Annotated in this window: 23 protein-coding genes and 3 pseudogenes; 11 read left to right on the forward strand and 15 right to left on the reverse strand. The window is 58.9% G+C overall.

Going from position 1 to position 25144, the window contains the following annotated elements; genetic code table 11:
* Window positions 1–61: 61 nt before the first annotated feature.
* Window positions 62–1450, reverse strand: a complete 1389-nt coding sequence (gene ltrA, locus B0G71_RS11905; protein ID WP_116141964.1) for a group II intron reverse transcriptase/maturase — start codon at window positions 1448–1450, stop codon at window positions 62–64.
* Window positions 1451–2217: 767 nt separating this feature from the next.
* Window positions 2218–2748 carry a DUF1269 domain-containing protein gene (locus B0G71_RS11915; RefSeq protein ID WP_116148526.1) on the reverse strand — a complete coding sequence of 177 codons (531 nt, stop codon included), beginning with the start codon at window positions 2746–2748 and terminating at the stop codon, window positions 2218–2220.
* A gap of 441 nt (window positions 2749–3189) precedes the next feature.
* On the opposite strand from B0G71_RS11915, the gene B0G71_RS11920 reads away from it, so the two are divergent.
* The 5 genes from B0G71_RS11920 (at window position 3190) to tnpC (ending at window position 7712) form a co-directional block, all read left to right on the forward strand.
* Window positions 3190–3843 (forward strand): BON domain-containing protein, encoded by a 654-nt coding sequence (locus B0G71_RS11920; protein ID WP_116141966.1) that lies wholly within the window; start codon window positions 3190–3192, stop codon window positions 3841–3843.
* 184 nt (window positions 3844–4027) lie between these two features.
* Window positions 4028–4723 carry a type 1 glutamine amidotransferase domain-containing protein gene (locus tag B0G71_RS11925; protein WP_116141968.1) on the forward strand — a complete coding sequence of 232 codons (696 nt, stop codon included), beginning with the start codon at window positions 4028–4030 and terminating at the stop codon, window positions 4721–4723.
* Between the two features lie 430 nt (window positions 4724–5153).
* Window positions 5154–5630 carry an IS66-like element accessory protein TnpA gene (tnpA, locus tag B0G71_RS11930; RefSeq protein ID WP_116148528.1) on the forward strand — a complete coding sequence of 159 codons (477 nt, stop codon included), beginning with the start codon at window positions 5154–5156 and terminating at the stop codon, window positions 5628–5630.
* Window positions 5630–5983 (forward strand): IS66 family insertion sequence element accessory protein TnpB, encoded by a 354-nt coding sequence (gene tnpB / locus B0G71_RS11935; protein ID WP_181916759.1) that lies wholly within the window; start codon window positions 5630–5632, stop codon window positions 5981–5983. Before tnpA ends, tnpB begins: the two co-directional genes overlap by 1 nt.
* A 127-nt stretch (window positions 5984–6110) precedes the next feature.
* Window positions 6111–7712, forward strand: coding sequence for an IS66 family transposase (tnpC, locus tag B0G71_RS11940; RefSeq protein WP_116141972.1), 1602 nt, complete (start codon window positions 6111–6113; stop codon window positions 7710–7712).
* Between the two features lie 9 nt (window positions 7713–7721).
* Here the strand turns inward: tnpC and B0G71_RS11945 are convergent, their stop codons facing one another.
* Both B0G71_RS11945 and B0G71_RS11950 read right to left on the reverse strand, forming a co-directional pair.
* Window positions 7722–7982, reverse strand: coding sequence for a hypothetical protein (locus B0G71_RS11945; protein WP_116141974.1), 261 nt, complete (start codon window positions 7980–7982; stop codon window positions 7722–7724).
* A gap of 68 nt (window positions 7983–8050) precedes the next feature.
* Window positions 8051–8677, reverse strand: coding sequence for a helix-turn-helix domain-containing protein (locus B0G71_RS11950; RefSeq protein WP_258875561.1), 627 nt, complete (start codon window positions 8675–8677; stop codon window positions 8051–8053).
* 461 nt (window positions 8678–9138) lie between these two features.
* Between B0G71_RS11950 and B0G71_RS11960 the strand changes: the two are divergent.
* Window positions 9139–9826: pseudogene (locus B0G71_RS11960) on the forward strand (iron-containing alcohol dehydrogenase); the annotation flags it as partial.
* Between the two features lie 63 nt (window positions 9827–9889).
* Entirely contained in the window at window positions 9890–10384 is a 495-nt protein-coding gene (locus tag B0G71_RS11965) for an MgtC/SapB family protein (protein ID WP_116148530.1), read from the forward strand.
* A gap of 90 nt (window positions 10385–10474) precedes the next feature.
* Here the strand turns inward: B0G71_RS11965 and B0G71_RS11970 are convergent, their stop codons facing one another.
* A complete protein-coding gene (locus B0G71_RS11970; RefSeq protein ID WP_116148532.1) occupies window positions 10475–10912 on the reverse strand; it encodes a PRC-barrel domain-containing protein in 438 nt (145 codons plus the stop codon).
* A 295-nt stretch (window positions 10913–11207) separates the two neighbouring features.
* Here B0G71_RS11970 and B0G71_RS11975 point away from each other — a divergent pair, with 295 nt between their 5' ends.
* Window positions 11208–11783, forward strand: a complete 576-nt coding sequence (locus B0G71_RS11975; protein WP_116141978.1) for an HdeD family acid-resistance protein — start codon at window positions 11208–11210, stop codon at window positions 11781–11783.
* 143 nt (window positions 11784–11926) lie between these two features.
* On the forward strand, window positions 11927–12562 hold the full coding sequence (locus B0G71_RS11980) for an Hsp20/alpha crystallin family protein (protein ID WP_116141980.1): 636 nt from the start codon (window positions 11927–11929) through the stop codon (window positions 12560–12562).
* Between the two features lie 719 nt (window positions 12563–13281).
* On the opposite strand, the gene B0G71_RS11985 is transcribed toward B0G71_RS11980, so the two are convergent.
* The 8 genes and pseudogenes from B0G71_RS11985 to B0G71_RS12020 all read right to left on the reverse strand — a co-directional run.
* Complete coding sequence (locus B0G71_RS11985) at window positions 13282–14013, reverse strand: IS6 family transposase (RefSeq protein ID WP_116141982.1); 732 nt, start codon at window positions 14011–14013, stop codon at window positions 13282–13284.
* Window positions 14014–14483: 470 nt separating this feature from the next.
* Window positions 14484–15683 carry a porin gene (locus B0G71_RS11990; RefSeq protein WP_116141984.1) on the reverse strand — a complete coding sequence of 400 codons (1200 nt, stop codon included), beginning with the start codon at window positions 15681–15683 and terminating at the stop codon, window positions 14484–14486.
* Between the two features lie 65 nt (window positions 15684–15748).
* Window positions 15749–17212: an MFS transporter gene (locus B0G71_RS11995; protein ID WP_116141986.1), complete on the reverse strand. Its 1464-nt coding sequence runs from the start codon at window positions 17210–17212 to the stop codon at window positions 15749–15751.
* Window positions 17213–17300: 88 nt separating this feature from the next.
* A complete protein-coding gene (locus B0G71_RS12000; protein ID WP_116141988.1) occupies window positions 17301–17825 on the reverse strand; it encodes a gamma carbonic anhydrase family protein in 525 nt (174 codons plus the stop codon).
* 59 nt (window positions 17826–17884) lie between these two features.
* Window positions 17885–19120 carry a CaiB/BaiF CoA-transferase family protein gene (locus tag B0G71_RS12005; protein WP_116141990.1) on the reverse strand — a complete coding sequence of 412 codons (1236 nt, stop codon included), beginning with the start codon at window positions 19118–19120 and terminating at the stop codon, window positions 17885–17887.
* Window positions 19117–20070: a hydroxymethylglutaryl-CoA lyase gene (locus tag B0G71_RS12010; protein ID WP_116141992.1), complete on the reverse strand. Its 954-nt coding sequence runs from the start codon at window positions 20068–20070 to the stop codon at window positions 19117–19119. The genes B0G71_RS12005 and B0G71_RS12010 overlap by 4 nt, the downstream gene beginning before the upstream one ends.
* A gap of 110 nt (window positions 20071–20180) precedes the next feature.
* A complete protein-coding gene (locus B0G71_RS12015) occupies window positions 20181–21140 on the reverse strand; it encodes a LysR substrate-binding domain-containing protein (protein WP_116141994.1) in 960 nt (319 codons plus the stop codon).
* A gap of 28 nt (window positions 21141–21168) precedes the next feature.
* A pseudogene (locus tag B0G71_RS12020) lies at window positions 21169–21790 on the reverse strand (LysR substrate-binding domain-containing protein); the annotation flags it as partial.
* A 55-nt stretch (window positions 21791–21845) separates the two neighbouring features.
* Here B0G71_RS12020 and B0G71_RS12025 point away from each other — a divergent pair.
* Window positions 21846–22577 (forward strand): IS6 family transposase, encoded by a 732-nt coding sequence (locus B0G71_RS12025; RefSeq protein WP_116141996.1) that lies wholly within the window; start codon window positions 21846–21848, stop codon window positions 22575–22577.
* A pseudogene (locus tag B0G71_RS12030) lies at window positions 22559–23251 on the forward strand (HoxN/HupN/NixA family nickel/cobalt transporter); the annotation flags it as partial. The gene B0G71_RS12025 and the pseudogene B0G71_RS12030, both read left to right, overlap by 19 nt.
* A gap of 178 nt (window positions 23252–23429) precedes the next feature.
* Here B0G71_RS12030 and B0G71_RS12035 read toward each other — a convergent pair.
* Window positions 23430–24164, reverse strand: coding sequence for an ABC transporter substrate-binding protein (locus B0G71_RS12035; RefSeq protein WP_116142000.1), 735 nt, complete (start codon window positions 24162–24164; stop codon window positions 23430–23432).
* A 38-nt stretch (window positions 24165–24202) separates the two neighbouring features.
* On the reverse strand, window positions 24203–25096 hold the full coding sequence (locus B0G71_RS12040; protein ID WP_116142001.1) for a GntR family transcriptional regulator: 894 nt from the start codon (window positions 25094–25096) through the stop codon (window positions 24203–24205).
* Window positions 25097–25144: the final 48 nt, after the last annotated feature.

A 25144-nucleotide genomic window follows, 5' to 3' on the forward strand; every position in this document is an offset into this window, starting at 1 on the left:
CGCTCATCGAACCCAGCGTGCAGATCTCCCGCACTGGGCTCTCGGACAAGACATCACGCCTTCACACACGCCAGGCTACGCCCCCACGTGCGCTCAGACGTACGAGACCGAAGTACCCGTAGAGATGCGGGGATGGATAAGTCCCGCCCCTGCGACGTCTGAGCTTGTACTTGTTGCGTAGCCACCGGCGCAACCGCGTCGCGGTGTAGCTGTCGATTGCTCGGTATGCCCGGCTGACGCTTCCTACCTGGAAGTAATTCGCCCAGCCGCGCAACGTGCGGTTCAACTTGCCCACCAACTCCGTGGTCTCTTGCCATACCGTCCTGAGGGCGGTCATTGCATGAATCTTTTCGACCATGCGCCGGATACTCTTCTTCGACGGCTTCATGCCCATACGGGCCTGACCAGTCGTTGCCGAGTACATCCGCCCAAACGTAAAACCCAGGAAGTCGAACTCACCTTCTGGCACCTTGCAGATTCGCGTCTTCTCCTCGTTGACCGTCAGCTTCAGCTTGCTCATGATCTCGCGCAGTTTCAGCAACGCCTCTTCAGCCTTGCCTCGCTTGCACAGGATCACGAGATCGTCTGCGTAGGTCACTATTCGACTGCCAAGACTGCGCTGAAGCCCGAGCTTCTTCCACGCCAGCACGAACCGGCGCATGTAAACATTCGCCAGCAGTGGTGAGATGGGGGAGCCCTGTGGAATCCCGCGCCGATTGTCTCGAGCCTCCGTCGTCCGTTTCTGCCGACCTCGGTCCTCGGTTTCTTCAACGGGGCATTCCAGCCACATCCTGATCAGATGCAGCACACGCCGATCAACGATGCGTCGCGCGAGCGACAACATCAAATCGGCGTGCGGAATACTTCCAAAGTAGTCCGCGAGATCAGCGTCAACAACGTCCGTTTGCCCTCGATGCAACCGCTCCTCCACCTCGATCACCGCCTGCTGGGCATTGCGGCCCGCACGATAAGCGTACTGCTCCGGTGGAAGGTCCGCTTCGAAGATCGGTTCGAGCACCAGCATCGCTGCTGTCATGCACACCCGATCCCGCAGGGTCGAGATACCCAATGGCCTCAGCTTGCCGTTGGCCTTCGGGATAAACACTCTTCTGATAGGGTCCGGCCGGTAAGTCTCCTGCCTGAGCGCAAGCGCCAGTTCGCCGAGCCACTTCTGCACCCCGTACGTTTCGACCTCCGCGAAGTCCTGTCGATCGACACCCGGTGCGCCCTTGTTCGATCGACACTGTGCGTACGCATGCGCCAGCACATCCTCGCGATAGATCTTGTCGTACAGCGCGTAAAAGCGATACCCGGCTTCTGCCTTCGCTTTCGCGTGTAACGCCATCTGCAGCTTCTGAACACGAATCGGAGTTGATAGGTTGCCCAATCTCCACGTCCTCACTACGTATTGCGTCTGTCTTGAACTGAGGCCCCTTCCCTCCACCGGCATTACCCGGCTTCACCGGTACTACGGGCCTCTCCGTCATCCCAAGGCGCCCGGCCTGTCCCTCGCGGGCGTCCGGTTGGTCATCCCTGACCACGCCGAGGGACTTCCCGTGTTGCGTACGCTTTCCTTGTGTACATGCTGTCGCCACTACCCCGGCGCAGCGACTGGGCGTCCAGCCTGCTCATTCACCCAGTCGTATCAGCCTTCCCCGATAGGGTTGCCGGGTCGGCCTGCGCATCGTCCTTTTCGAGGTTTGCTCGGCGTTCACTCGCGTTACGGCCTGCACACTCGCGCTGTCACCTATTCGTGACACGCATTACCAGAGGCTTCAGCCACTTCGTTACCTCCATGACTGCTCCAGTTGCTTCCGGCTGGAGCGGTTGCCGGGCGGGGCTTGCACCCGCTGGAAAACGCCGCCTTTTCACGGCGCACACCCGAAAGAGACCTTGCCCGGCCGCTTGTCCCGCGTGCACATGTGTTCTCAACGACCTCGTTGCTCCAGGAAGCACATCCAGTGACGAAGCGTCCGCTACAGCACGGTCGGCCGACGCTCAGTTCGCGCAACTGCTCGATTTCGATTTTTCGGCCCTTAGATTCGGTCGTATCAGTCTTCGCAAGTTTAAGCGTAAGCACTCTCCAATTCGAACTGCGCGTCGATGTGATGGACGTCCACGCGGAATAATCCGCATAACTTGTCGGGGTGTCGATCCGGCCCAAATGTGAACTTCAACAGAATTCAAGATCACAACCCTGATGCAGCACAGGGAAGCTCATGCTGTCGCGCCACTGCTGTTCAGGCTCTCTAGCGCCTTCCTCAGGCGTTCCTCCTGATCGTTCGTCAGAGACGTCTTCAATACCTTTCCCCCGAAGGGTTTCAGTTCCGGCAGAACCTTGTCGAAATTCACGCGACGCACGAGGATGAAGAGCGCCGACGAACCCGGCTCAATGTTCTGGCCTGTCGAACGCATGAAATCGTCATCGATTCCATAGTCCGAGAGCGCGCCCGACAACGCGCCCGTGCCAGCGCCGACGGCCATGCCTGTTGCCAGCCCGACGAGCGGATTGAGCAACATCAGCCCAACCAGCGCACCAAACAGACCACCCCAGGCCGCGCCGCTGAGCGCGCCGATCTTGACGAGATCGACGGCTTGCTTGAGGTGTACCTTGCCCTTCGCGCTACGGACCACGATGCAGGCATCCTCAAGGTCGATCAGGTGTTCCTTTTGCATCTGCTGGAGTTTGGCCAACACCTGGTCGGCCGTCTCTTCGCCTTTGAAGCTTACAACGACCAGATCGCTCATCGATTTGCTCCTTTGCTCTGGAAAATAAAACGAGACCGTTTCGCCGCAAGACGGTTGAATCCATGCTGAGCTCAGCTCAGCGCGCAAGCCATCGACCGCGCCGCGAAGCAGCGGCGGTGCCAGCCAGCCATGCATGTCCCGCCCGGCGCGTACCGTCGGATGTTGACAGGGCCATTAGTCCGATGACGATGACATCAAGACTAGATTCTTGCCGGTTGCACTTCTTCCTCATTCCTGCAAGACGTGTCGGATCTCTGCGCTTCTGCTGCGCGGGCTTTCCGGTGTCAACGTACGGCAGCATTGTGCAAAAACGGCGCAGGCGTAGGGAAGAAAATCGGCCCGGCGCGCCCTACCGTTGCCCTACCGTGGACGGATGCGTGTGGCGCTGGGCGTGGCCCGCGTGCCCGCGTTAGTCCATCAACAAACCGACGAGGAGCGGCGATGAGAACCGACGAAGACATCAAGCGAGACGTGGAGTACGAACTGAAGTGGGATCCGGACATCGATCCATCAGATATTGGGGTTGCGGTCAATGACGGTGCGGTCACATTGTCCGGGTTCGCGCGCAGCTTCCGGCAAAGGCGCAAGGCCGAAGAGGACGCGACGCGTGTGCGCGGCGTGAGGGGGGTCGCCAATGACGTGGAAGTGCGAGTGCCGCTGATCGACAAACGACCCGACCCGGAGATCGCGCGCGAGATCATTGCCCAACTGAAGGCCGAGCTGCCTTATGCGGCGGACACCATCAAGGCGGTCGTCAAGGACGGAGACGTGACGCTGAAGGGCGAAGTCGAATGGGACTACCAGCGCCGCCGCGCGGCCGACACGGCGCTGCGGGTGAGCGGCGTGACCGGCGTGACCAACGAGATCGAGATCAAGCCGAAGGTCAAGCCCGAGGATCTCAAGCGCAAGATCGAGGACGCGTTCAAGCGCAACGCGGAAGTCGACGCTCAGCACATTACGGTGGAGGCCGAAGGCAATAAGGTCGTCCTGCGTGGTACGGTCCGCTCGTGGGCCGAGCGCGAGGAGGCCGAGCGGGTCGCATGGCTTGCCCCCGGTGTGATGCGGGTCGACAACCGGATCACCATCGATTACTGACAGGCCGCTGGAGACCGCGCGGCTCGCTTGCGTACCGAATGGCCGAGGGGCGGGAAAGGACACGCGCCAAAACCGGAAACGCCCTCGGCGCTCCTGACAGCCGCATTCTGCCAGAATGACCTGGGTCGATGACACCGCTCGTCGGCTCGTTGCAACTTGAATTGAACCGGCTCGCGAGGTTGTCATGAAAATCCTGGTGGTACTGACTTCACACGACCAGCTTGGCGATACCGGCCGGAAAACCGGATTCTGGCTCGAAGAGTTTGCCGCGCCTTATTACGTGTTCAAGGAGGCAGGCGTCGAGATGATGCTCGCTTCGCCCAAAGGCGGGCAGCCGCCCCTCGACCCCAGGAGTGACGATCCGGATTCGCAAACCGAAGCGACCCAGCGTCTCAAGAAGGACAACGAAGTGCAAGCGAACTTGGCAAGTACAGCGAAGCTTTCAACTGTCTCGGCTGCGGACTATGACGCCGTGTTCTATCCCGGCGGGCACGGACCGCTGTGGGATCTGGCAGAAGATCCGCAGTCGATCGCATTGATCGAAGCCATGTATGCGGCGGGAAAGCCAGTCGCCGCGGGTTGCCATGCTCCCGGTGCACTCCGTCATGCAAAGCTGCCCGATGGCTTTCCACTCGTGCGCAATATGCCCGTCACCGGATTTGCCAATTCGGAAGAAGCGGCCGTCGGTCTTACGGACGTAGTGCCTTTCCTCGTCGAGGAGATGTTGAAGAAGAATGGAGGCAGGTATTCGAAGGGGCCAGACTGGCAATCACATGTGGTTGTCGCGGCAAACCTGATTACTGGCCAGAATCCCGCGTCGTCGGAAGCAGCAGCAAAAGCGCTGCTCTCGAGGCTGAGCATCGCCTCAGACGACGCTTGAGTTGAAGGAGCGAGTCATGGCAAAGACGACCGGGGCCAGCAGGTCCGAAAGCCGAAACCAATCCAGCGACGTGATACATGTGCCTGAGCTTGCAACTTTATTTTGTACCACGCGAAAACGCCGGGCCACGGCCCCGATCAACGCTGACACGTCCACTGCCAAGGCAGAAAACAGATAAGCTACTTCGAGAAACTCTTGTCGCTCTGGTTTAAGCGCGAGCGCTGGAGTCCCGCGGTTATTGTTTTGTCCGCAACGTCGCTAAATGAATCAGCTACCGACGTTCCGGTGGGCAATTCTGAATGCGCGCGGCGTCACTCCGGTATATCGATGAAACACGTCGGTGAAACGTAAGCGCGAATTTAAGCGCACCTAGAATTCGCATCTGAACGAGCGCAGGCTTGGGTCCGCAACCACGACTTGCGGACGCAACATGACTGAAGATGACTTGGCTTTTTTGCCGCTGAAGGTAACGCATATAGATCGGGGCGGCAGGCGGGTGTTTGACCCTCAGGATAAGCGGCGACTGATCGATGCATGCCGGCGGCCTGGAGTATCGGTATCGGGCATGGCGCTCAAGGCCGGTGTAAACGCGAACCAGTTGCGCAAATGGATTTGCGCACGCACACGGGCGAACGAAGCTGCGCTCGCCGGGCCTGATAGCGCGCAGACGTCACCGTCAACGTTCGTGCCGGTCGTTGCGGTTGGCGACACGGCGTCAGTGTTCTCCCGTGCGCCTGCTGCGTCGTTAGCTCCGGATCGTGGCGAGGCATCTCGTGTGTCACTGTGCTCGGCGCCGTCGGCGCGTTTGTCGGCGACACTGCCCAACGGCGTCATGGTTGAACTCGAATGCTCGGGGCAAGACGGTTCGCTCCTGACGGCGATGATTGCTGCGCTGGGGGCGCACTGATGTTCCGCTTCGACGCCGATCTTCGGATCTACCTGCATCGCGAGCCGATCGACTTCCGGGCCGGAATCAACAGCCTGGTCACGCTGGTCGAGCAGTCGATGCAGCTTGGCCCACTCGCACGAGCCGTCTTCGCGTTCCACAACCGCAAACGCGATCGCGTGAAGCTTCTGCTTTATGACCGGGCCGGATTCTGGCTCCTGTTGAAACGCCTCGAGGCGGACCGTTTCGTTTGGCCCCGTCGTCAGCAGGCCGTGATCGAGCTCACGGCCGAACAGCTTCACCTGCTGCTCGACGGCGTCGATGTCGACGCGCTGCGCCGTCATCCTGCGCGACAGTACTGCCACGCGAGCTGAATTGCAGTATCGCCGATGCCCCCGCCAAGGGCCGTCCTTCGGGGTGTCGCGAGTAAACAACGGCCGGCTCGGCTGTTACACATTTCGGTAAACCCATCCGGCGCTGAGCTTCGCTACCGTGGAGCACATGAAAGCCGCCGATCTCTCGCGATTGCCTCGGGCCGCCAAGGCCTACATCAACGAACTCGAAACCGGTCTGGCCGAGCGCGACGCCAGGATCGATGACCTGACCAGGCGTCTGGATGCGCTTGAAGAGCAATATCGTCTCGCGTTGGCCCGACAGTACGCTCCCAAGAGCGAGAAGCGTCGTGACCGCGTGTTCAACGAGGCGGAAGAGGCGGCCCAAGCGGAGCCGGCCGGGGAGGACGACGGCGACTTGCCCACGATGCCAGACACCGGGTTGCCTGAGGTCGACAAGCCCGAACTGCGCAAGCGTGGCCGCAAGCCGCTGCCAGCGAATCTGCCGCGCGAGCGTATCGAGTACGACCTGCCCGAGGACCAGAAGATTTGCCCGTGCTGCAGCAAGGCAATGCATCGGATGGGCGAGGAAGTCAGCGAGCAGTTGCACATGGAGGTCAAGGTGACGGTGCTGCAGCACGCGCGCTTCAAGTACGCGTGTCGCCACTGCGAGCATCACGGCATGCGCACGCCGATCGTGGTCGCGCCGATGCCGGCGCAACCCTTGCCGGGCAGCCATGCAAGTGCGTCGATGATCGCCGCCGTCACGGCCGGCAAATATGTCGACGGCACGCCGCTGTACCGAATGGAGGACGTGCTCGCCCGCTCGAACATCCGGGTCAGTCGCGGTACGCTGGCGAACTGGATCATCCGTCCCGCCGAGCGTCACTACAAGCGCCTGTTTGACGCGCTCAAGAAGATTCTGCTGCGCCAGTGGCTGATTCACGGCGACGAGACCACCGTCCAGGTCCTGAAGGAAAAAGGCCGAAACGCACAGGACACGTCATATATGTGGGTCTACCGAAGCGCCGAGGATAGTGAGCAACCGGTGGTGCTGTTCGAGTACCAGCCGGGGCGTGGCCAGCAGTACCCGAAAGACTTCCTCGGAGACTACGCGGGCACGCTGATGACGGACGGCTGGCCCGCGTGGCGGACGCTCAAATCGGCCACGCACCTCGGATGCCTTGCCCATGGTCGCCGCCTGTTTACGGACGCGCTCAAGGGGCAGAAGAACAAACCAAGCCCCCGTATCACGAAGGCGCTCGAATTCTTCCAAGCGCTATACCAGGTCGAGGCGCTCGCCAAACAGACGTTGCCCGAAGGCGAGACGCTAGCCGATTACCGGCACCGCCTGCGGCAGCAGCACAGTGTGCCGTTGCTAAGCGCCTTCAAGAGTTGGCTCGACGAGCTCGCGCCAAAGGTTCTGCCCAAGAGTCTGCTCGGCGAGGCGATTGGCTACTGTCGCAGGCAATGGCCGTATCTGAGCCGCTATGTGGACGATGGCCGGTCCCCAATCGACAACAACGTCATCGAGCGGGACATCAGGCCGTTTGCCACCGCGAGAAAATCGTGGCTCTTCAGCGATACGGTCGACGGCGCGAAAGCGAGCGCGATGATCTACAGCTTGATGCTCACGTGTCGAGCCTGTGGCGTCGAGCCGCATGCCTATCTGCTGCACGTGCTGACCGAACTGCCGCAGCGTGCTCCGGACGCCAATATTAGCGACCTACTACCGTTCAACTTCGCCAAGCAGCAGCCCGTTACCGGGTAACGCACGTCGCTACCGCGCTTGGCCGAAGTATTGGTCCCACTGTTCCGAGTCGGGATCGAGTCGGCGCACGATCGCGTCGTCTGCCCGCGTGATCAGTCGTTCCAGCATCTGACGCTTCGTTACCGAGTAACGGCAAGCCAACCGTGTTAAAGCAAGATAGGCTTCTGTACTCACCCACATATCCAGACGTCGATCACCGTTGCCGTCCTTGCCTGCCGTCTCGCGCCTTGCCCGATAAGCCGCTTGCCGCTGCGCCGTCGTTTGCGTCATCTCCCACCTCCTCACTGTCGTTACCCGGTAACTATCGATGTGAAACATGTTACCCGGTAACGCGAGACCTAACGATGTGTGGCAGATTTGGCGCTTACGGTGAAACGCTGCTGAGTCTGAAACCCTTCGCGCGCGCCAACGTCAACAAGGGGAATGGTCTCCTCGCACAACATCGTCCTGGCAAAATTCACTCGTTCGAGTGTCACATACAGGTGGGGCGGGTTACCTGTCGCCGTTTTGAAACCGCGTGCAAAGCTTGATGCGCTCATGTGCACCAGAACTGCGAGTTGCTTGACCAGAATGGTTTCGGCGATGTGCTCATGAACGAAGGCTTGAATGCGAGTCAACATCTGGCGCGTAAGAGGCAAGTCCGGCTCGACCGCGCCCGCACAGTGCCCGTAGCGCAGAGCGATGTGCACCGAGATGACATCGGCAAAGGCGTCGGCGCAGGCAGCGTCGATCAGATCCGCGTTATGCAAGGCACCCAATGTATCCGCGGCCTCGCGCAGGAACGGATCCCAGGACTTGGACCATTTCGGGACCGCGCCAAACGCTTCTTTCGAGACTTGCCCTAGAACGCCCGGTCTGAGTGCGATAACCCATCCCCTGGGATCGTTGTCAGCGATGGTGGCCAATTGCGCCCCGGCAGGAATAACCGCGACAAATGGTGCACTTATCAGGATCGAGCGACTCATGCCGCCGTCGTCGCAGCCCGCAGCCTGCACAACAGTGCTACCCGTCGGTATAACGAGCCGAAATCCCTGCACCGAATTCAGCCCGCCGTTGGTGAAAGCGCCATTCATCGGTTGGCAGCGTAACCCGTGATCCCGGGTCGATCTTGCTACTGGCTTCATGATCAGCAGTAGTCTTCTTGCTGCCTCGTCGCATAGCTAAGCTTACGTCGAATTCAAGGCCGCTTAAGGCGGATTCGTAATATGGGCGGAAACAACCCGACTTCGTTGGTGGAGTTGCTGCTGAGCTATGTTGCTGGGCAACTCGGGACGACGCTCGACACGCTGTTAGCCGGGATTCGAAGCAATCCATAACTCGTGAAGGCTTTTTGCAAGTCAACGCTTACGTCGGGTATTGCGCAGCGTTCGAAAGCGGTCGGGTTCGCGAAACGGCATGTCATGCGCACCGCACGCGCGTCCGCGATCTGGGAACATCGATCGGATTTGGCTTGGGTAAGGCGATCGCGCTCGAGTCGAGCCGACCGTTCATCGCGATACCGACCACGTATGCAGGCTCAGAGATGACACCGATCTATGGCCTGACCGAAGGCGGTCTGAAAGGTAGGGGACGCGGCGTGCGTGTCTTGCCCAAGGCAGTGATCTACGACGCCGAGCTGTCACGTTAATTGCCGCCCGGCTTGTCTTTCGTGAGCGGCCTCAATGCCATTGCGCATGCGGCGGAGGGGATGTATGCCCATGACGGCAAACCAGTCATGTCGATGATGGCTGAAGGAGGAATACGTGCGTTGGCGACCGGAGTGCGCGGCATCAGGAACGGACTCCAAAGCCTGTTAGCGCGCAGCGATTGTTTCTTCGGCGCATGACTATGCGGCTGTGTGCTGGGGCACGTGGGAATGGCGCAGCATCACAAGCTTTGTCATACTCTTGGCGGAAGCATCAGGCTGCGGCGTGCGTAAGCACACGCGATCATATTGCCTTACGCACTGGCATACAACAGCACTGCGTCGCGTGAGGCCATGACACGAATCTGGCACGCGCCAGGCGGCGGGAGCGCTGCGCATGGTGTCTTCGATGCCTCGACGAGGGCTCGGCGTTCCATCTGGCTTGCGCGAGACTGGCATGCAGGAACTTGACCTCGCCTCGACGCTAGATTGTAGTGAGCAGCCAGGTGCTTGCCGTACGCGACGGTACCAGGAAACCTTAGCGGGGCAGCCGATGATTTCACACGTGCAATTGCTTGAGGCGATCTTGCGCATGGTCGCAGCAGTGCTGCTGGGTTGTATCGTCGGGCTCGATCGAAACCTGCATGGCAAGCCAACCGGCGTCAAGACGCTAGGCCTCGTTGCGCTTGGCTCCTGTCTCGTCACGATGGCCGGTATGTCCTTCGAACTACACGGTTTCACCGACGGCAGCGACGCCGGCCGTGCGATTCAAGGCGTCATTACAGGCATCGGCTTTCTCGGCGCCGGGGTGATCCTGCAGAACCGCGCGACCGGCAGGATCAGCGGCTTGACGACGGCGGCTTCGATCTGGGTCACCGCCGCGCTCGGCATTGTGTGCGGCATCGGCGCATGGCAGATTGCGGGTATTGCCACCGCCCTGCTCCTGCTGTTGCTCTCGGTGGGCGGGAGCATCGAGCGTGCGTTGCACCGGCGCTGGTTAGGAAAGTCGCCTGAAGAGCAGGCGGCGATCATGCGGCACGACGAATAGTCACGCGGCGGCGCACTCATCGGCGTACTGCCCATGGAACGAATGTGCCGCGCGCCAAATGCATCGATCACGGACGATGCGAGACATATGTCAGTGATGCTCGCTGTTGTAGTCGGACCTTGCCTTGGGTGTCGCGCGTACCTTTGCGTATTGAAACTCGGGCAGCGCCTTGATCGCATCTTTCGTCGCACCGGCCAGCACCAGTTTGCCGTTGTTGAAATCGAGCTGCTCGATCGGAATGGCCACGTCGTGATGCGACACCCCCAGAAACTGGTTTGCGGCGACGATTGCAAACGATACCGACCGGTCGGGTGCCACGATAATGTCATGAATGACGCCGACGCGCTCACCCTTCTCGTTGAAGACCGGCTTGTCCATGACCGACTTTCTCACGCTCCAGCCTGCCACGATCGCGGCCGACTCTTCCACGCTGACACCAAGCGGCTGGGCGCCGGCCACCTGGGCGTGCACGTCTAGCGGGAGTCCGAGCGACGACGCGAGCAGCCATACAAGCAGATTCGTTTTCATGAGATTCCCTTCGTGATGGTGTTGACGGCGCGACACCGGGCCGACAATGATCACGCTAATGCCGGACCGTGCGCAGCATAAGTTCATGTTAGAACGCCTCACGGCAAGCCGCTGTAAAAAAGCGGAGACGGATCAGCTTATTTTGGTGCATCCGGGATGCCAATCTGGATGCCATTCAGCACGCCTCATGAATGAACGCAGAATTGCGAAACACATGGCAGAAACGCGAAAGAATCGCCGATGCGTGGAGCGTAGACTGAAGTCCATCACCTGACGGCACAGCCTGGAGTCCCACATGGATGAACTGCTTGGACGCGCCTGGTGGATGCTCATTCTGCGTGGCACGGTCGCGCTGCTGTTCGGCACTCTGGCGCTATTCTGGCCCGGTCCCACTCTGCTGCTGCTCATCACCCTCTTTAGCGTCTACGCAATCGCTGGCGGCATTGTCGCGATTGTGGCGGCCATCCGCTACCGCGCGACGCACAGCGGCTGGTGGGTGCCCTTGCTGCTCGGCGTCTGCAGTATCGGCGCCGGTGTGATTGCCGCGCTGGTGCCGGGCATCACCACGCTCGTGCTGGTCGCCGTCATCGGCGCAAACGCAATTATCACCGGCGTACTCGATCTGATCGCAGCAACGCGCCTGCATAGGCGCCTGCGCAATGCGTGGATGCTGGTGCTAACCGGAGTGCTATCCGTGCTGTTCGGCATCCTCGTGGTGCTCTTTCCCGGCGCCGGCGCACTCGCGCTCGTCTGGCTGATCGGCGTGTATGCGTTGTTCACGGGCGCGCTGCTGTTCGTACTCGGCATCACTGCGCGCGCCTGGCACCATGACGGCCTGACCGGCGAGCCACACGCGTCATTGCATCCGTAAACGCACCGCTCGCGGGGATGCGTAGTCACCCGGCCACGACAGCAGCCGCGCCCCTCGCATCCAGAGGTCGAATGGACTATCCGTCGTCTCCAGTGGTCCAGCCTCGGGTCTGGCTCTGGCGTACCTGACGTAAGGAGAATCACATGCTTCTCGATCTCGACAAATGGAATCCATTCCGGTTTTTGCGCTCGCACTCCGCGCAGGAAAACGCATCCGGCCACGCCGGTGCGCCGCGCACCAGCCAGCAAAGCGCGCGGCAAAATGCGCAGCAGACTGGCGGCACGCAAACGGGTGACGGGGCACCGATGGCAGGCGCTGCTGCGCCGGTAGCACTTGCGCCTGCCAGCTGGCCGCCGCCCGATCCGATTCATCTGTTTTCCGAATTGATCCGTGATCCGTTCGGCGGCCGTGGACCGCTCGGAAGCTGGTTCGGCGACTTCAGCGCCAGCCAGTTTCAACCGCGGATCGACGTCACCGACGAGGGCGACGCACTGCGTATTGTCGCCGAATTGCCCGGCATGACCCGCGACGACGTCGAACTCGAAGTGATTGAAGACATGCTGATCATCAGCGGCGAAAAGCGCTTCGAATCGACGAGCGAAGAACAGGGATGCTATCGGGTCGAGCGGTCGTTTGGACACTTTCAGCGCGCGATTCCGCTGCCCGCGGGCATCGATCTCGATCGGGCAGAGGCCAGATTTGAAAATGGCGTGCTGACGCTGCGTGTCCCCAAAGCGGCCGGAGAACCGGCAGCGAAGCGGCGCATCGAGATCAAATAACGCAATCCGCACTCCGCGGTCAGGCCGATCGTGAAACAGCCCGTCAGCTTTCGAGCGACTACCCGACGCTGGTTGACATGATCGACAAAACGCGACAGGGGACGATGGGTTTCCGCTTGAACCTCGCGGCGCCGCGAGGCTCGTTCGGACCCCAGACGAAATCGGCGGGGCGATCAGCAGATTTTCGAATTCTCGCAACCGGACAAAACGCTCAAGGTCGAAGACGTGCGGCCCGGCAGCGACGAAGAACCCAAAGAGGCAGCGAGCGGGCTTGAAGTGCACTCGCTCCCGGGCGGGCTGGTGAGCCAATTACCCGACGCGTGGCGGCACGCGGTGGTGCTAGTGCAAGTGGACAATGTGCCGATGCGTTCCTGCGCACGGCTGGAGGAACTGGGAGGCGCGGGAACAACCGATCAACCCACGTGCCGTCGACTGATTTGCTTGTTTCGGGTGCAGCGCGAGCCCAGCGCGCGAACAAGGCGGCGTCGGAATAAGCAGCGGAACAAATATTTTCCACCTACCCATTACCCGCCCGGGAAGCGATGCGCTCACGACGAACAGGAGATCATCATGGCCGAGTGCAGTGTTTGTGGGAAGCCCGCAACTTCGCAGATCACGATCACCGAAAACGGTCAACGCCGTCAGCTGATGCTGTGCGATGAGGGCGTTGTCACGTTGACTCGTCGACGACACAACACCTGCACAAGGCATGTGTTTGCTCAGGCAGGTGACGGATTTTGGGCAAGCTCGGTGAAACGATGCCATGCGGCAAAGCGCTCAGCGAGCTCTTTGCGGTAGAGCGAAGCGCGCAACAGATGCCGCTTGAGTGCGAAGTGCTGCCGGATCGGCCCGAAGCTCGAGAGGAACGCCTGAGTCCGTTTGGGCGCACGGAAGCCGCGCATGCGCCTCTCACGTTCACGCGTAGGTTGATGGCTATTCTCGGCCCGATTATTCACGCGGGCTGCTGCTTTGACGAACACATGTTTGACGTTCGCCAGTTCGGGAATGTCGGCCTTCGCTGCCGGATAACTGCGAAGCTGATCGGTGACGATCTTGCGCGGCACCGGGCATGAACGAAGCACGCGCCTGAAGAACCGCTCGGCGGCCGCCTTGTCCCGCCGTTTCTGCACCAGGATGTCGAGTTCGGCGCCATGTTCATCAACCGCACGCCATAGCAGGTAAGGCTCACCACGCAACGATACAAACACTTCATCAAGATGCCAGGTAGTGCCCGGCGTCCGGCGAGCCGCCTTGACGCGTCGTGCGAAGCCTGCGCCAAACTTCTCGCACCACCGGCGGACCGTCTCGTAGCTCACGACCACGCCACGTTCAAACAGCAGCTCTTCGATGTCGCGCAGACTCAACTGAAACCGAAAGTACCAGCGAACCGCGCAGCTGATGACGACTGCAGGAAAGCGATGGCCGTGATAGAGCGATTTCGTCTTTTTCATCGCCACATGTTACGCGACCAGCTCCGCAACGTGACAACGCCCTCCCGTCCAGCAATTCTATTCGCTCTCTGCATAAGCACTCCTTTGTATTTCGGCGCTCTCGCTGGCCACCTTCCTTATTGCGACAGAACCAGCACCTGCTTCCATCTGCACCTTCATCGGGTTGATCCCCCCTGCCTGCGGTAGGCTTAGCCTGCCGCATTCTCCGACGCTTGTCCAAATAATTCTCAACGGCCCTGGCGCGACGCATACTTCGGTTGTGAGTTCTTCGTTGCACCGCGCGGGTCGAGGTGTCAACCGCCGGAAAACGGCTGTCGTGACCACGCTCTCTCAGAAACGCGGGATCCGAAAAATCGGGATCGCCTTTAGCTTCGATTTAGCATAGAAAGTTCAACGCGGTGTTCTTAAGAAAAAGGGACAGTTAAAGTTCAGTATGCAATAGCACTTTTTGACTGTCCCAGTCGGGCCGATTAGAACTTGTGTCGTATGCCAATGCGCAAAGCTGTCTGGCGGTCACTGGTCGATGCGGTCAAGCCGTTGATGGCAGCAACCGCCGGTTTGTTTGTCGAATCGGTTCCGGACGCCTTTTGCAAAACCCCAATGAAATACACATCGGTGCGTTTGGAGAGTAAATAGTCGGCGCCAATCGAACCCTGATGGTAGGTCGCGCCAGGGTTGGAACCTGCTGGCGTTGCCGTGCTGCCACCTTTGGTGTAATCGTATGCGACACCCAGCAGTAATGCTGGAGTTACCTGATATCGAAAATTCACTTCAGCGTTGTTGAAGTCGGCCGACCCTCGGTAACGACTCGGATTCGGTCCGGAAGTAGCAGTGTCACCCAAGCCGGCAAACTGAGTGTAGGAATAGGTTGCGCCAACTGTTGCGGACCCGACCGTATACGCGGCCCCGGCTCCGAAAACCTGATAGGTGTGCGCGGACATGAATCCACTGATAACGGGCGTAGTCGAATTTGCCGTGGCGGAAGTCAGCGTCGTCGATGAGCTGCTTCCAAAGAAACCGGCGTTCGCGTTGCGAACATTCAAATACCCCACGCCAGCGGTAAGTCCGGCGCCGGCGTAGCTTGCACCCAGAGACCACACCTGATTCTGCGTAACGTTTCCGGCAATGCCGCCGAGACTATATAGTCCGCCAAAAGTAACGCCTGCAATGTTCGGACTTGTGTACTTGATGGCGTTATTGGTTCGCTGACCATTGTTGAAATTGTCGATATCGCCAGGATGCGCGCCAATATAGCCGGCCCACTGGTGACTGATAGCCATCGGAGAAGCATAGTCCACCACCGAGTCATATTGCCGGCCCAAGGTGACCGTCCCGAATTTGGAACTGGACAGACCTACGTTTGCCTGCCGTCCGAACAGCAAGCCTCCCTGGCTCAAGCGGCCGTTATTGACGTCGAATCCGTTCTCAAGAATGAAGATTGCCTTGAGGCCAGAACCTAGGTCCTCGGTTCCCCTAAATCCAAACCTGCTTCCTTGAAGCACTCCGCTTGACAGGTTGTAAAGCTGTTTCCCGCCTGTAGGCGTGGCTACGTTGCTTGTGTAATTGAATCCTTCGTCGATTACCCCGTAGAGGGTGACACTGCTCTGGGCGTGTGCCGCTACGTTAAACAAAGACGAACCCACGATCCAGATCGTAGTAGCTTTCTTCATTATTGCCTCCGTTAGTTATACTTATTTAATTAACAAAAGGTCCACGCACATCCGGTTGCGTGTGACTATCTTGAAAGTTCTTCGAGCCCGACATTGCGAGTGCGCGGACCCAGGATACCGATTGAAAGCATGACAACCGCCATGGCACCGGCGATAAAAACGAAGACGCCGCTTACACCAAAGTGCTTGAGTATGTCTGCGATCACAAAGGCTGAAAAAATTGCGGACAGCCGGCTCCATGAATAGACGAAACCAACTGCACGTGCGCGAATTCTGGTTGGATATAACTCAGTCTGGTAAGCGTGGTAGGTGTAAGAGATAATGTTTCCGGAAAGTGTGAGACACACTCCCATGGCGACCAATAGCGATGTGTCGCGGAATTGACTGAACAGCAAGCCGCATACGACGTTCACTACGCTCATAAAAACAATGACCGTCTTTCGCTCAAAGCGGTCTGCGATCAGCAGTCCAATCAATGGGCCGATCGGCGCGGCGAGTGCAATGATGCTGGAATACATCAGGCTGTGCGTAACCGTGATTCCCTGTTTCATTAGCAAGGTAGGGACCCAGCTGGCGAACCCGTAATAACCGATGGTTTGAGAGACGTGGAACAATATCAACATCACAGTTCGTTTGCCAAAGGGATTGACCCACATATCGCGAAAGCTGGCGCGCAACGAGACCGGCCCAGGTTCAGCAGGAGGTGGGAGAGCCTGGCCGTACTCCCGCTCGACTTTCGATTCGAGTGTCTTAAGGATCGCGTCGGCTTCGGCCAACCGTCCTTTTTGGGCGAGCCACCGTGGGCTTTCGGGGAGCGACAATCGGATCCACCACACAAAGATTGCCCCTTGCGCTCCAAGTAAAACGACCCATCGCCACCCCTCGAGTCCCAGAAACGACTGGGGGACAAGCAGATAGGATAGAAACGCGGCGACGGGTACCGCAGAGAATCCAATCGCTTGCGATGTCGCGAAGGCGCGCCCCCGGATTTGCTTAGGAACCAGTTCCGAGATATACGCACCAATCGTTATCAGCTCGACACCCAAGCCAACGCCCGCGAGAAAACGCCAAAGATTCAGGCCCAGCGATGTATCCTGGAAAGCCATTACGGTGTTTGCGAGGACGTAGCCGAGAAGCGCGTATGTAAAGACGGCGCGGCGCCCAAACTTGTCAGCAAGGAACCCGCACGTGAGGGTTCCGAGGAACAGGCCAGAGAACAATGCAGCAATGAAACTGGCGATGCCGGATGTCCCGAAAAGACCGTGGGTTGTCTGCGTGAGAACACCGCTCTTGACGAGCCCAGGGGCGATATAGCCGGTGTACATGAGGTCGTAGATCTCGAAAAACATTCCGAGGCTCAGCATGATCACCATCTTCCAAACCGCCATCGTGGGAGGAAGGCGATCGAGTCTCGCACCAATGCGGCCCACAGATAAATTGTCTCTATCCTCAAGCCGGTCACGTTCCCGCGCTCTATCTCGCGACGATATATCATCGTCGGGATAGCTCATCGCCCTGGACAGTTTCATTTTTGTGTCTCCTTGATTTGATATAAAGCTGACTCTGATAGGTGTACTAACCCCCGAGAACTGGCTGTCTCAAATTGGGGGCGTCTCCCTATCCAACCCTGCTTAGCGTCTGCTTGTATTCCTTGCCCTTGTCGGCGTACGCCGTCGCATTTGCGCCGATGTTCTTAATCTCGTCGGCCGTCAGCTCTCTTGCAACCTTCGCAGGTGCGCCGACGATCAGCACATTGTCAGGAAAGACCTTTCCTTCCGTGATAAGCGCGCCAGCACCGACCAGGCTGTTTTTTCCGACCACCGCACCATTCAGGACGACCGCCTGGATTCCCACGAGACTTCCGGCGCCAATCGTGCAGCCGTGCAGCATCGCCTGGTGACCAATGCTTACATTGTCCTCAACTACGAGCGGGAACCCCGGGTCGGCATGGAGTACGGCCCCCTCTTGAACGTTAGTGTTCTCGCCGACGAAAATTGGCTCGTTATCACCTCGCAATACGGCGTTAGTCCAGATACTGGCGCCCGGGCTGATGGTGACCTGACCAATAACAGTTGAATCTTCTGCGACAAAGGCGGATTCCGCGATGGCGGGAAGAAGCTCACCCAACCGTAAAATTGGCATAAGATTGTCCTCTTTCTTGCGACGACAGGCGTGCGCCGGTCGGGAAATGGATACCGGCGCTACCTTGCGTCGGCGGCGTTGTTGGGAGCCTTCAATGGTGCGACACGCGAGATGTCGCTGATCTGCTGAGACGTGTAACCGAGTGATTCGAGTACTTCCCGAGTATGTTGGCCGATCGAGGCAATAGGTAAGCGAGGCTGTAGGCGGGCACCGCCTATGGACAGCGGCAATAGTGGCATTTCGGTTTCCGATCCGTCATCCAGTTGTAGCTTTGCGAGCCCCCCACTGGCCTTGAGATGTGGATCATCGAACAATTCTTCGGGACGCGTAATGTTCGCGAACGGCACGTTATTCGACTCAAAAGCCGTGGCGAGTTTCGATGGACTGAGGGTTCGGAGGGTCTCCGCGAGAGTCGGGATAATCCATTCCCGCGCGTGCACGCGGTCGTTATTCGATTGCAGCTGGACATCTCCCAGCAGATCCTGCCGGTCGGTAATATTGCATAGTGCTGCCCATTGTGCGTCACCAGTGGCGGCGATGAACATCTGATGCCCGTCGGCCAACTCGAACACGTCATAAACAGCCCACGCGTTAATGCGCTCTGGCATTGGCGCGGCAGGCTGCCCTGTCACAACATACTGTTGCATGTGCTGCGCGGAAAGCAGCACACAGTTCTCGAACAAGGCCGATTGGACCTCTTTGCCCTTGCCGGTTGTCTTGCGGTCATACAGCGCAGCCAACACGCCGATCGCCCCGAACATGCCGCCCATAATGTCATTGACTGAGCTGCCGGCTCGAAGCGGACGCCCTACCGGGCCGGTCATGTAGGCCAGGCCGGCCATCATTTGTACTACTTCGTCGAGGGCGAGTCGCTTGTCATACGGGCCGCTCAGAAAACCCTTATGGGATACATAGACGAGGGAGGGGTTGAGTTTGCTAAGGGTGTCATAGTCGAGCCCGAGTTCCTTCATCCTCCCGGGCTTGAAGTTTTCCACGAAGACGTCTGCGGTCTCAATAAGTTTCAACAACGCCTCAGGCCCGTTGGCGTTGCCAAGGTCGAGGGCGACACTTTTTTTGTTCCGGTTAAATGTCCGAAAGAAGCCAGCGCCGGCTCCGAGAAGACGGCGGGTGTTGTCTCCCTTCGGAGGCTCAACCTTGATTACTTCCGCTCCAAGGTCGCCAAGGACCATGCCGCATGTAGGGCCCATAACCATATGTGAGAGCTCGACTACGCGGATGCCTGCAAGGGGCAGCCCCGAAGCAGAGGCACGATTTTCAGGCTTTAGACTGCTCATGATTGCACCCCGTGCGAGCTCAGTTGCGGTGGAACAGAGCCCTCAAGAATTCCCTCACGGGCGATATAACCGTAGAGCGGGGCGTCAGGTACCGCGCGCCTCAAAATGTCGCGACTTTCCACGAGTCTCTGAAGATCAATGTCAGTCTCAAAACCCATGCTTTGCAACATGTAGACGAGGTCTTCGGTTGCGACGTTACCGGTTGCGCCTGGAGCGTTCGGGCAACCTCCCAGGCCGGCGAGCGACGAGTCGAACTCCCGAATGCCATGGTCCAGCGCGACCACCGTGTTTGCGAGAGCCATCCCCCGCGTGTCGTGAAAGTGAAGGCTGGTGACCTTACCCTCGATTACAGAAGAGAGAAGTTGGAGGAGACGGCGAACATGCCGGGGTGTGGCGTGGCCTGTGGTATCTCCGAGTGCGATGACGTCAGCACCGGCATCAAGCGCCTTCAGAACGATTCTGCATACGTCCTGTTCCGGGACATATCCCTGAAAGGAACATCCGAAGACTGTTGAGAGGCCGGCGACCACGGTGGTTTCCGCCCATGCCAACTCGCTGTCCCGGAGTTCACGTATTCGCTGAAACTCCTCGAGCATTGCATCGGGCGTCTTGCGGACGTTGGCAAGGCTATGCTGCTCGCTGATCGAGATTGGCGCGACGACGCGATGTACGCCGGCTTTCAGAGCGTTCTCGGCACCCTTCACATTCGGCACAAGCGCCGTGACGCGGAGTCCCGGCAGTGTCAGCGCATGTGCAACAACCTGCTCGGCGTCCGCCATTTGAGGAAGGAGCCTCGGCGGGACGAAAGACGCGACCTCAATGTGTCGGATGCCGGCGCTATATGCAGCATCGATCCATGCCTTCTTGGCTTCCGTAGGCATGATTTGGGGAATGCTTTGTAGGCCATCCCGAAGCCCCACTTCCTGCACGACTACTTTCTTAGTTGTCACGTTGCAACCCTCTGCTCATGCAATGAGATCCGAGAGTGCCGGTTTCAACCATATACAACAATCAGCGTGGTGCGATGGCTTCCATCGTTGATCGCGATGGCTCCAAAACCTCACTGGACGGGGGGTAGAGGGAGTACGGGCAATCCCTGTAAGGGTAACTTGGGGGGGCGTGAACGGTGCGAATCGGAACTCATGAGGTGGCCGAAGAAGCGACGGGCCGCAACCGACAGTCTATCAACGTGCTGCACACATATCACGAATTGCCTGGTCGCCCAGTCATCGGATAGCGGTATCGTGCAAATATCGTATGTCTGGCGATACCTTGCAACGGCCTCAATCGGAAGTACAGCGAGCCCGAGGTTTAGCTGGATGAGACGGAGCGCTGCGTCGAACGTTGAGACGTTGGCGCGGTATCGGAGCGGACGGTCGTGCTCGGAGGCGACACGCTTCATCAACGAGTTGAGAGCTGCGTTCACAGAAAGGCCGATTTGCTCGTACTCGAAGGTGTCAGCGAACGCAAGTATGGACATACCAGAAAGAGGGTGGTCCTTGTGTACCACGACACCAAAGTGATCATCGCGGAACGGTAGCATCTGCACTTCTGTGCCTCCTACAAAGTCGCGACAAATGCCAATGTCTGCGATACCGTCGGCAACGCCCCGCACAATCTCGGTACTGACCCGCTCGTCCAGGACGACGCCAATTTTTTCGTTCGACTGCAAGAAGGACGCGATCAAGTCGGGAACAAATTCCACAATGGAGGAGACGTTTGCCATCACGCGCACAAGGCCCCGAACGCCCGTCGAAAATTCGCTGAGATCTGCCTGAAGGACCTCCACGCTATGCATGAGGTGCCGGGCATGACGTAAGAGTATCTCGCCGGCGGCCGTTGGGCTCACTCCACGCGCGCGTCTGGACAGCAGGGGGGTACCCAGCAACTGCTCCATATCCGTAATCCGCTTGCTCACAGCTGCTGCGGCGATGGCTTCCCGCTCGCTCGCGCGTGCAATACTGCCCTCCTCACATATTGCGACGAATAGCCGCAGTGATGTTGGGTCCGGTTGCCACATCGGGGTCTCCTTAGAAGCGGCGAATGTATTAGTTCTGCCGGGTATAGCCGAGGAAGTCGATAAATGCCCGGGCGGCAGGTGATGGGGATGAATTTTTGCGCCACAGCATACCGACGTCCATCTGCGGAATGGCGTTCGCCACGTCGCGCGCCTCAATCCGTTTTCCTTCGAGTGACCTCGGCCGAAATACCATTTCGGAAAGAATCGTCACCCCGAATCCATGTGAAACAAGTCCACGGAGCGCCTCCACGGAGCCCGTGCGGAGGATGACATTGCGGGTCAACCGTTCCTTTTTCCAGTATCGCATAGACGACTGTTCGCCTTCGTCAACTGTCAGCATGATGTACGGATGCTCGGCAATCTCGCGGAGCGAAGGGTTTTGCAATTGCGCAAGCGGATGTGACGGCGCCACCCATAGCTTACGTTGCGAGCGGGTCAGGCTGCGGTGCTCAAAGCGACCGATTTCAATCACATTGGACAGTAGCGCAACTCCGATTTTAATCTCGCCCGACAGAACGGCCTGCTCCAGCGTGAGACGGTCAAGATCCTGCAATTCGAAATGAATGTGGGTAACTGGCCCTGAATCTCGCCAGTATTTCCGGGAGGAAGTATCCCATCACTGTGTATGACGCGCCGATGCGTACCGTTCCCTATGTGTTGCGTGGGCGTTGTCACGTTGCGGAGCTGGTCGCGTAACATGTGGCGATGAAAAAGACGAAATCGCTCTATCACGGCCATCGCTTTCCTGCAGTCGTCATCAGCTGCGCGGTTCGCTGGTACTTTCGGTTTCAGTTGAGTCTGCGCGACATCGAAGAGCTGCTGTTTGAACGTGGCGTGGTCGTGAGCTACGAGACGGTCCGCCGGTGGTGCGAGAAGTTTGGCGCAGGCTTCGCACGACGCGTCAAGGCGGCTCGCCGGACGCCGGGCACTACCTGGCATCTTGATGAAGTGTTTGTATCGTTGCGTGGTGAGCCTTACCTGCTATGGCGTGCGGTTGATGAACATGGCGCCGAACTCGACATCCTGGTGCAGAAACGGCGGGACAAGGCGGCCGCCGAGCGGTTCTTCAGGCGCGTGCTTCGTTCATGCCCGGTGCCGCGCAAGATCGTCACCGATCAGCTTCGCAGTTATCCGGCAGCGAAGGCCGACATTCCCGAACTGGCGAACGTCAAACATGTGTTCGTCAAAGCAGCAGCCCGCGTGAATAATCGGGCCGAGAATAGCCATCAACCTACGCGTGAACGTGAGAGGCGCATGCGCGGCTTCCGTGCGCCCAAACGGACTCAGGCGTTCCTCTCGAGCTTCGGGCCGATCCGGCAGCACTTCGCACTCAAGCGGCATCTGTTGCGCGCTTCGCTCTACCGCAAAGAGCTCGCTGAGCGCTTTGCCGCATGGCATCGTTTCACCGAGCTTGCCCAAAATCGATCGGCAGCGTGATCAGCACCTCCGTTTCAGCAGGCTTCCTTCTGGTACTGGCAATCGTGAACGTGATGATTCTCGTATCGGTCGTGAAGACTTTCCGTCGTGTCCAACGCGGCGAGCGCCTTGTCGAGGAAGATCTCGACATGCTGCTCAACAAGCGCGGTTTTCTGTCGCGAGTCTTTCGTCCGCTGTTCCGGCTCGTCTCGCGTAGCTGGCATTTGTATCCGATCGGCTTCCTGTTCGGGCTCGGCTTCGATACCGCCACGGAAGTCGCGCTATTCGGCATTTCCGCTGCTCAGGCCGCTAACGGCATGTCGCTCGCGACGATCCTGATTTTTCCGGCGCTTTTTACCGCTGGCATATGCCTGATTGATACTATCGACGGCGTACTGATGCTCGGCGCCTATGGCTGGGCGTTCATGAAGCCGGTTCGCAAGCTGTACTACAACATCACCATCACGTTCGTGTCGGTGGTCGTGGCCGTGTTGATCGGCGGCATCGAAGCGCTGGCACTGATCGCCGACAAGCTGGATCTGAAGGGTGGTTTCTGGGAACTCGTCGGCGCCGCGTCGGACAATTTTGGCTTGCTCGGCTACGCGGTGATTGGCATCTTCGTCGTCAGCTGGTTGGCTTCTGTACTGTTCTACAAGCACAGGCGCTACGACGACTTGCCCGTCAATCTCGGCTGATCAAGATTGTTCAGAACATCGGCGGTCCGAGGCAAGAGTGCCGCTTAGATCGCTCTACAAACCGCACGCGAATGTCGGCTGAGGGTAAGAAGACCCCTGAAAACCTTGTGGGAAAGGTGGTCAGCGACTTCTCCAACAGCATCCAGCTCAAAGCAGTCACTGATCCACACCAGCGCAACTATGCTTCCGGCGCCACGGTCGCGCCGACGATTCCATGGCGCCTCAGCGAATCACCCACGAATCCCGACGCCTTCATGTCCTCGACAAAAGTGCCCAGCACCTCGGCCGCGGCACTGCCTCGACTCTTCGGCGTACCCATCGCCTGCTGGATCACCATGAACCGCTCGTCGAGCAATCGCAGACCAACGGCCTTTCGTGCATCGGCCTCGAGTTGCTGCTTCACTCCCGCTGCCACTTCCAGTTTCTGTTCGAGGAAAGTCGCTACGACGCTCGGTGAAGTCGGCGCGCGAACGATTTGGGCCGCCTTCAGCTCACGGGTCAGGAACAGGTCATAGGCGCTTCCCAGGCCAACCGCGACGCGGTTCTTCCTGTGATCAACATCCTGATTGGTTTTGATGGGTGATTCATCGCGCACGAGATAGAAGCCTTCGATCAATACGTAGGGTGCCGTGAATGCAATTGTCTCTCCACGCAGTGGATCGACGGCAAAGAAGCCGAAATCAGCGCGCTCCTCACTCACTGCCTGAACTGATTTCCCGGCCGCGTCAAAGACCACCAGCTCCAGTTCGACGTTGAGCCTCCCGGCGAACGCCCGCGCAAGATCGACCGAGACGCCGAAGGGCTCGCCGGTTTCCGGACTTTTATTCGCAAGAATCGGATTGCCGAGATTGATAGATGCGCGGAGCTTGCCAGTTGGCGTGAACGCGGCGACAACGGATTGATCGATGTTCATGGATGCTTTCGTTGTGACCGCATTTTTGAGCACGCGGTCTAAGGTTCAAGAATTTCGCTGATACGGGACAACGCATCGAGCGTGTGAAGCAGGTGCTCCCGCATTGCCTCGGACGCTTCCTCGTTTCGCTCACGTTCGAGCAGATCAAGGACATGCAGATGTTGCTTCGCGTGTTCGACATAGCGCTCCCGATGCTGCATGGAGCGATACGACAGCAGGCGGCGTACGCGGTTGACCCGCCGGATCGTGTCAATAAAAAAACCGTTTCCGGAAGCCTCGACCAGCGACTCGTGAAACCGCACACCCCGCTCGTGCAGTTGGTCCGCGGTGTCGGTTTCGATGCCGCCTGCAAGCAGATGCTTTTCCACATCGCGACATCGTTCGAGCACCTTGCGCTCGAGCCGGTATCCAGGCTCCAGCAGCGCGGCCGGTTCGAGCGCAAGACGCAGCCGGTATGATTTCAAGAGACTGTCGGGCGTTGTCAGCATCGATGAGAACTGCCATCCGTAACCGGGCTTGCGCTCGGCCCAGCCCTCCTGTGCGATACGTCCCAGCACGGTCGTCAGCTGTGCGCTGGTCAATCCGTACCGGTTGCGAATCAGCTGTTCGGAGAACTCGTCAGGCAATTCGCCTTTCAGGCGATCATCCGCGATCTGGAAATACGCACTTGTCACGAGGTCGGTTTCGGCCAGCCCCAGTTCTCCCACGAGATCCGATAGCGGTTCGATGACAGGCTTTGCGACGAAGAACCCCCGATTCTTCTCGCGCGTCAGGATGCCTTTTTCATGTAACAGGGCAAGCGCCTCATTGACGGGCGAACGGGAGACACGCAAGCGGTCCGCGAGCATCTGCGCCGGCAGATGCGCGCCTGCGTCAAGTTCTTCTGTCCTGATCAGTTCAACAATCTGGGTCGCAATGGATCTGTCAATCATGTGAGTTTTGCCTTCTGCTTTAAACGCAAACGCAGCAGTGGCTATGTC

The organism is Paraburkholderia sp. BL27I4N3 (assembly GCF_003386115.1).
In the GTDB taxonomy this organism is placed as follows: Bacteria; Pseudomonadota; Gammaproteobacteria; order Burkholderiales; family Burkholderiaceae; genus Paraburkholderia.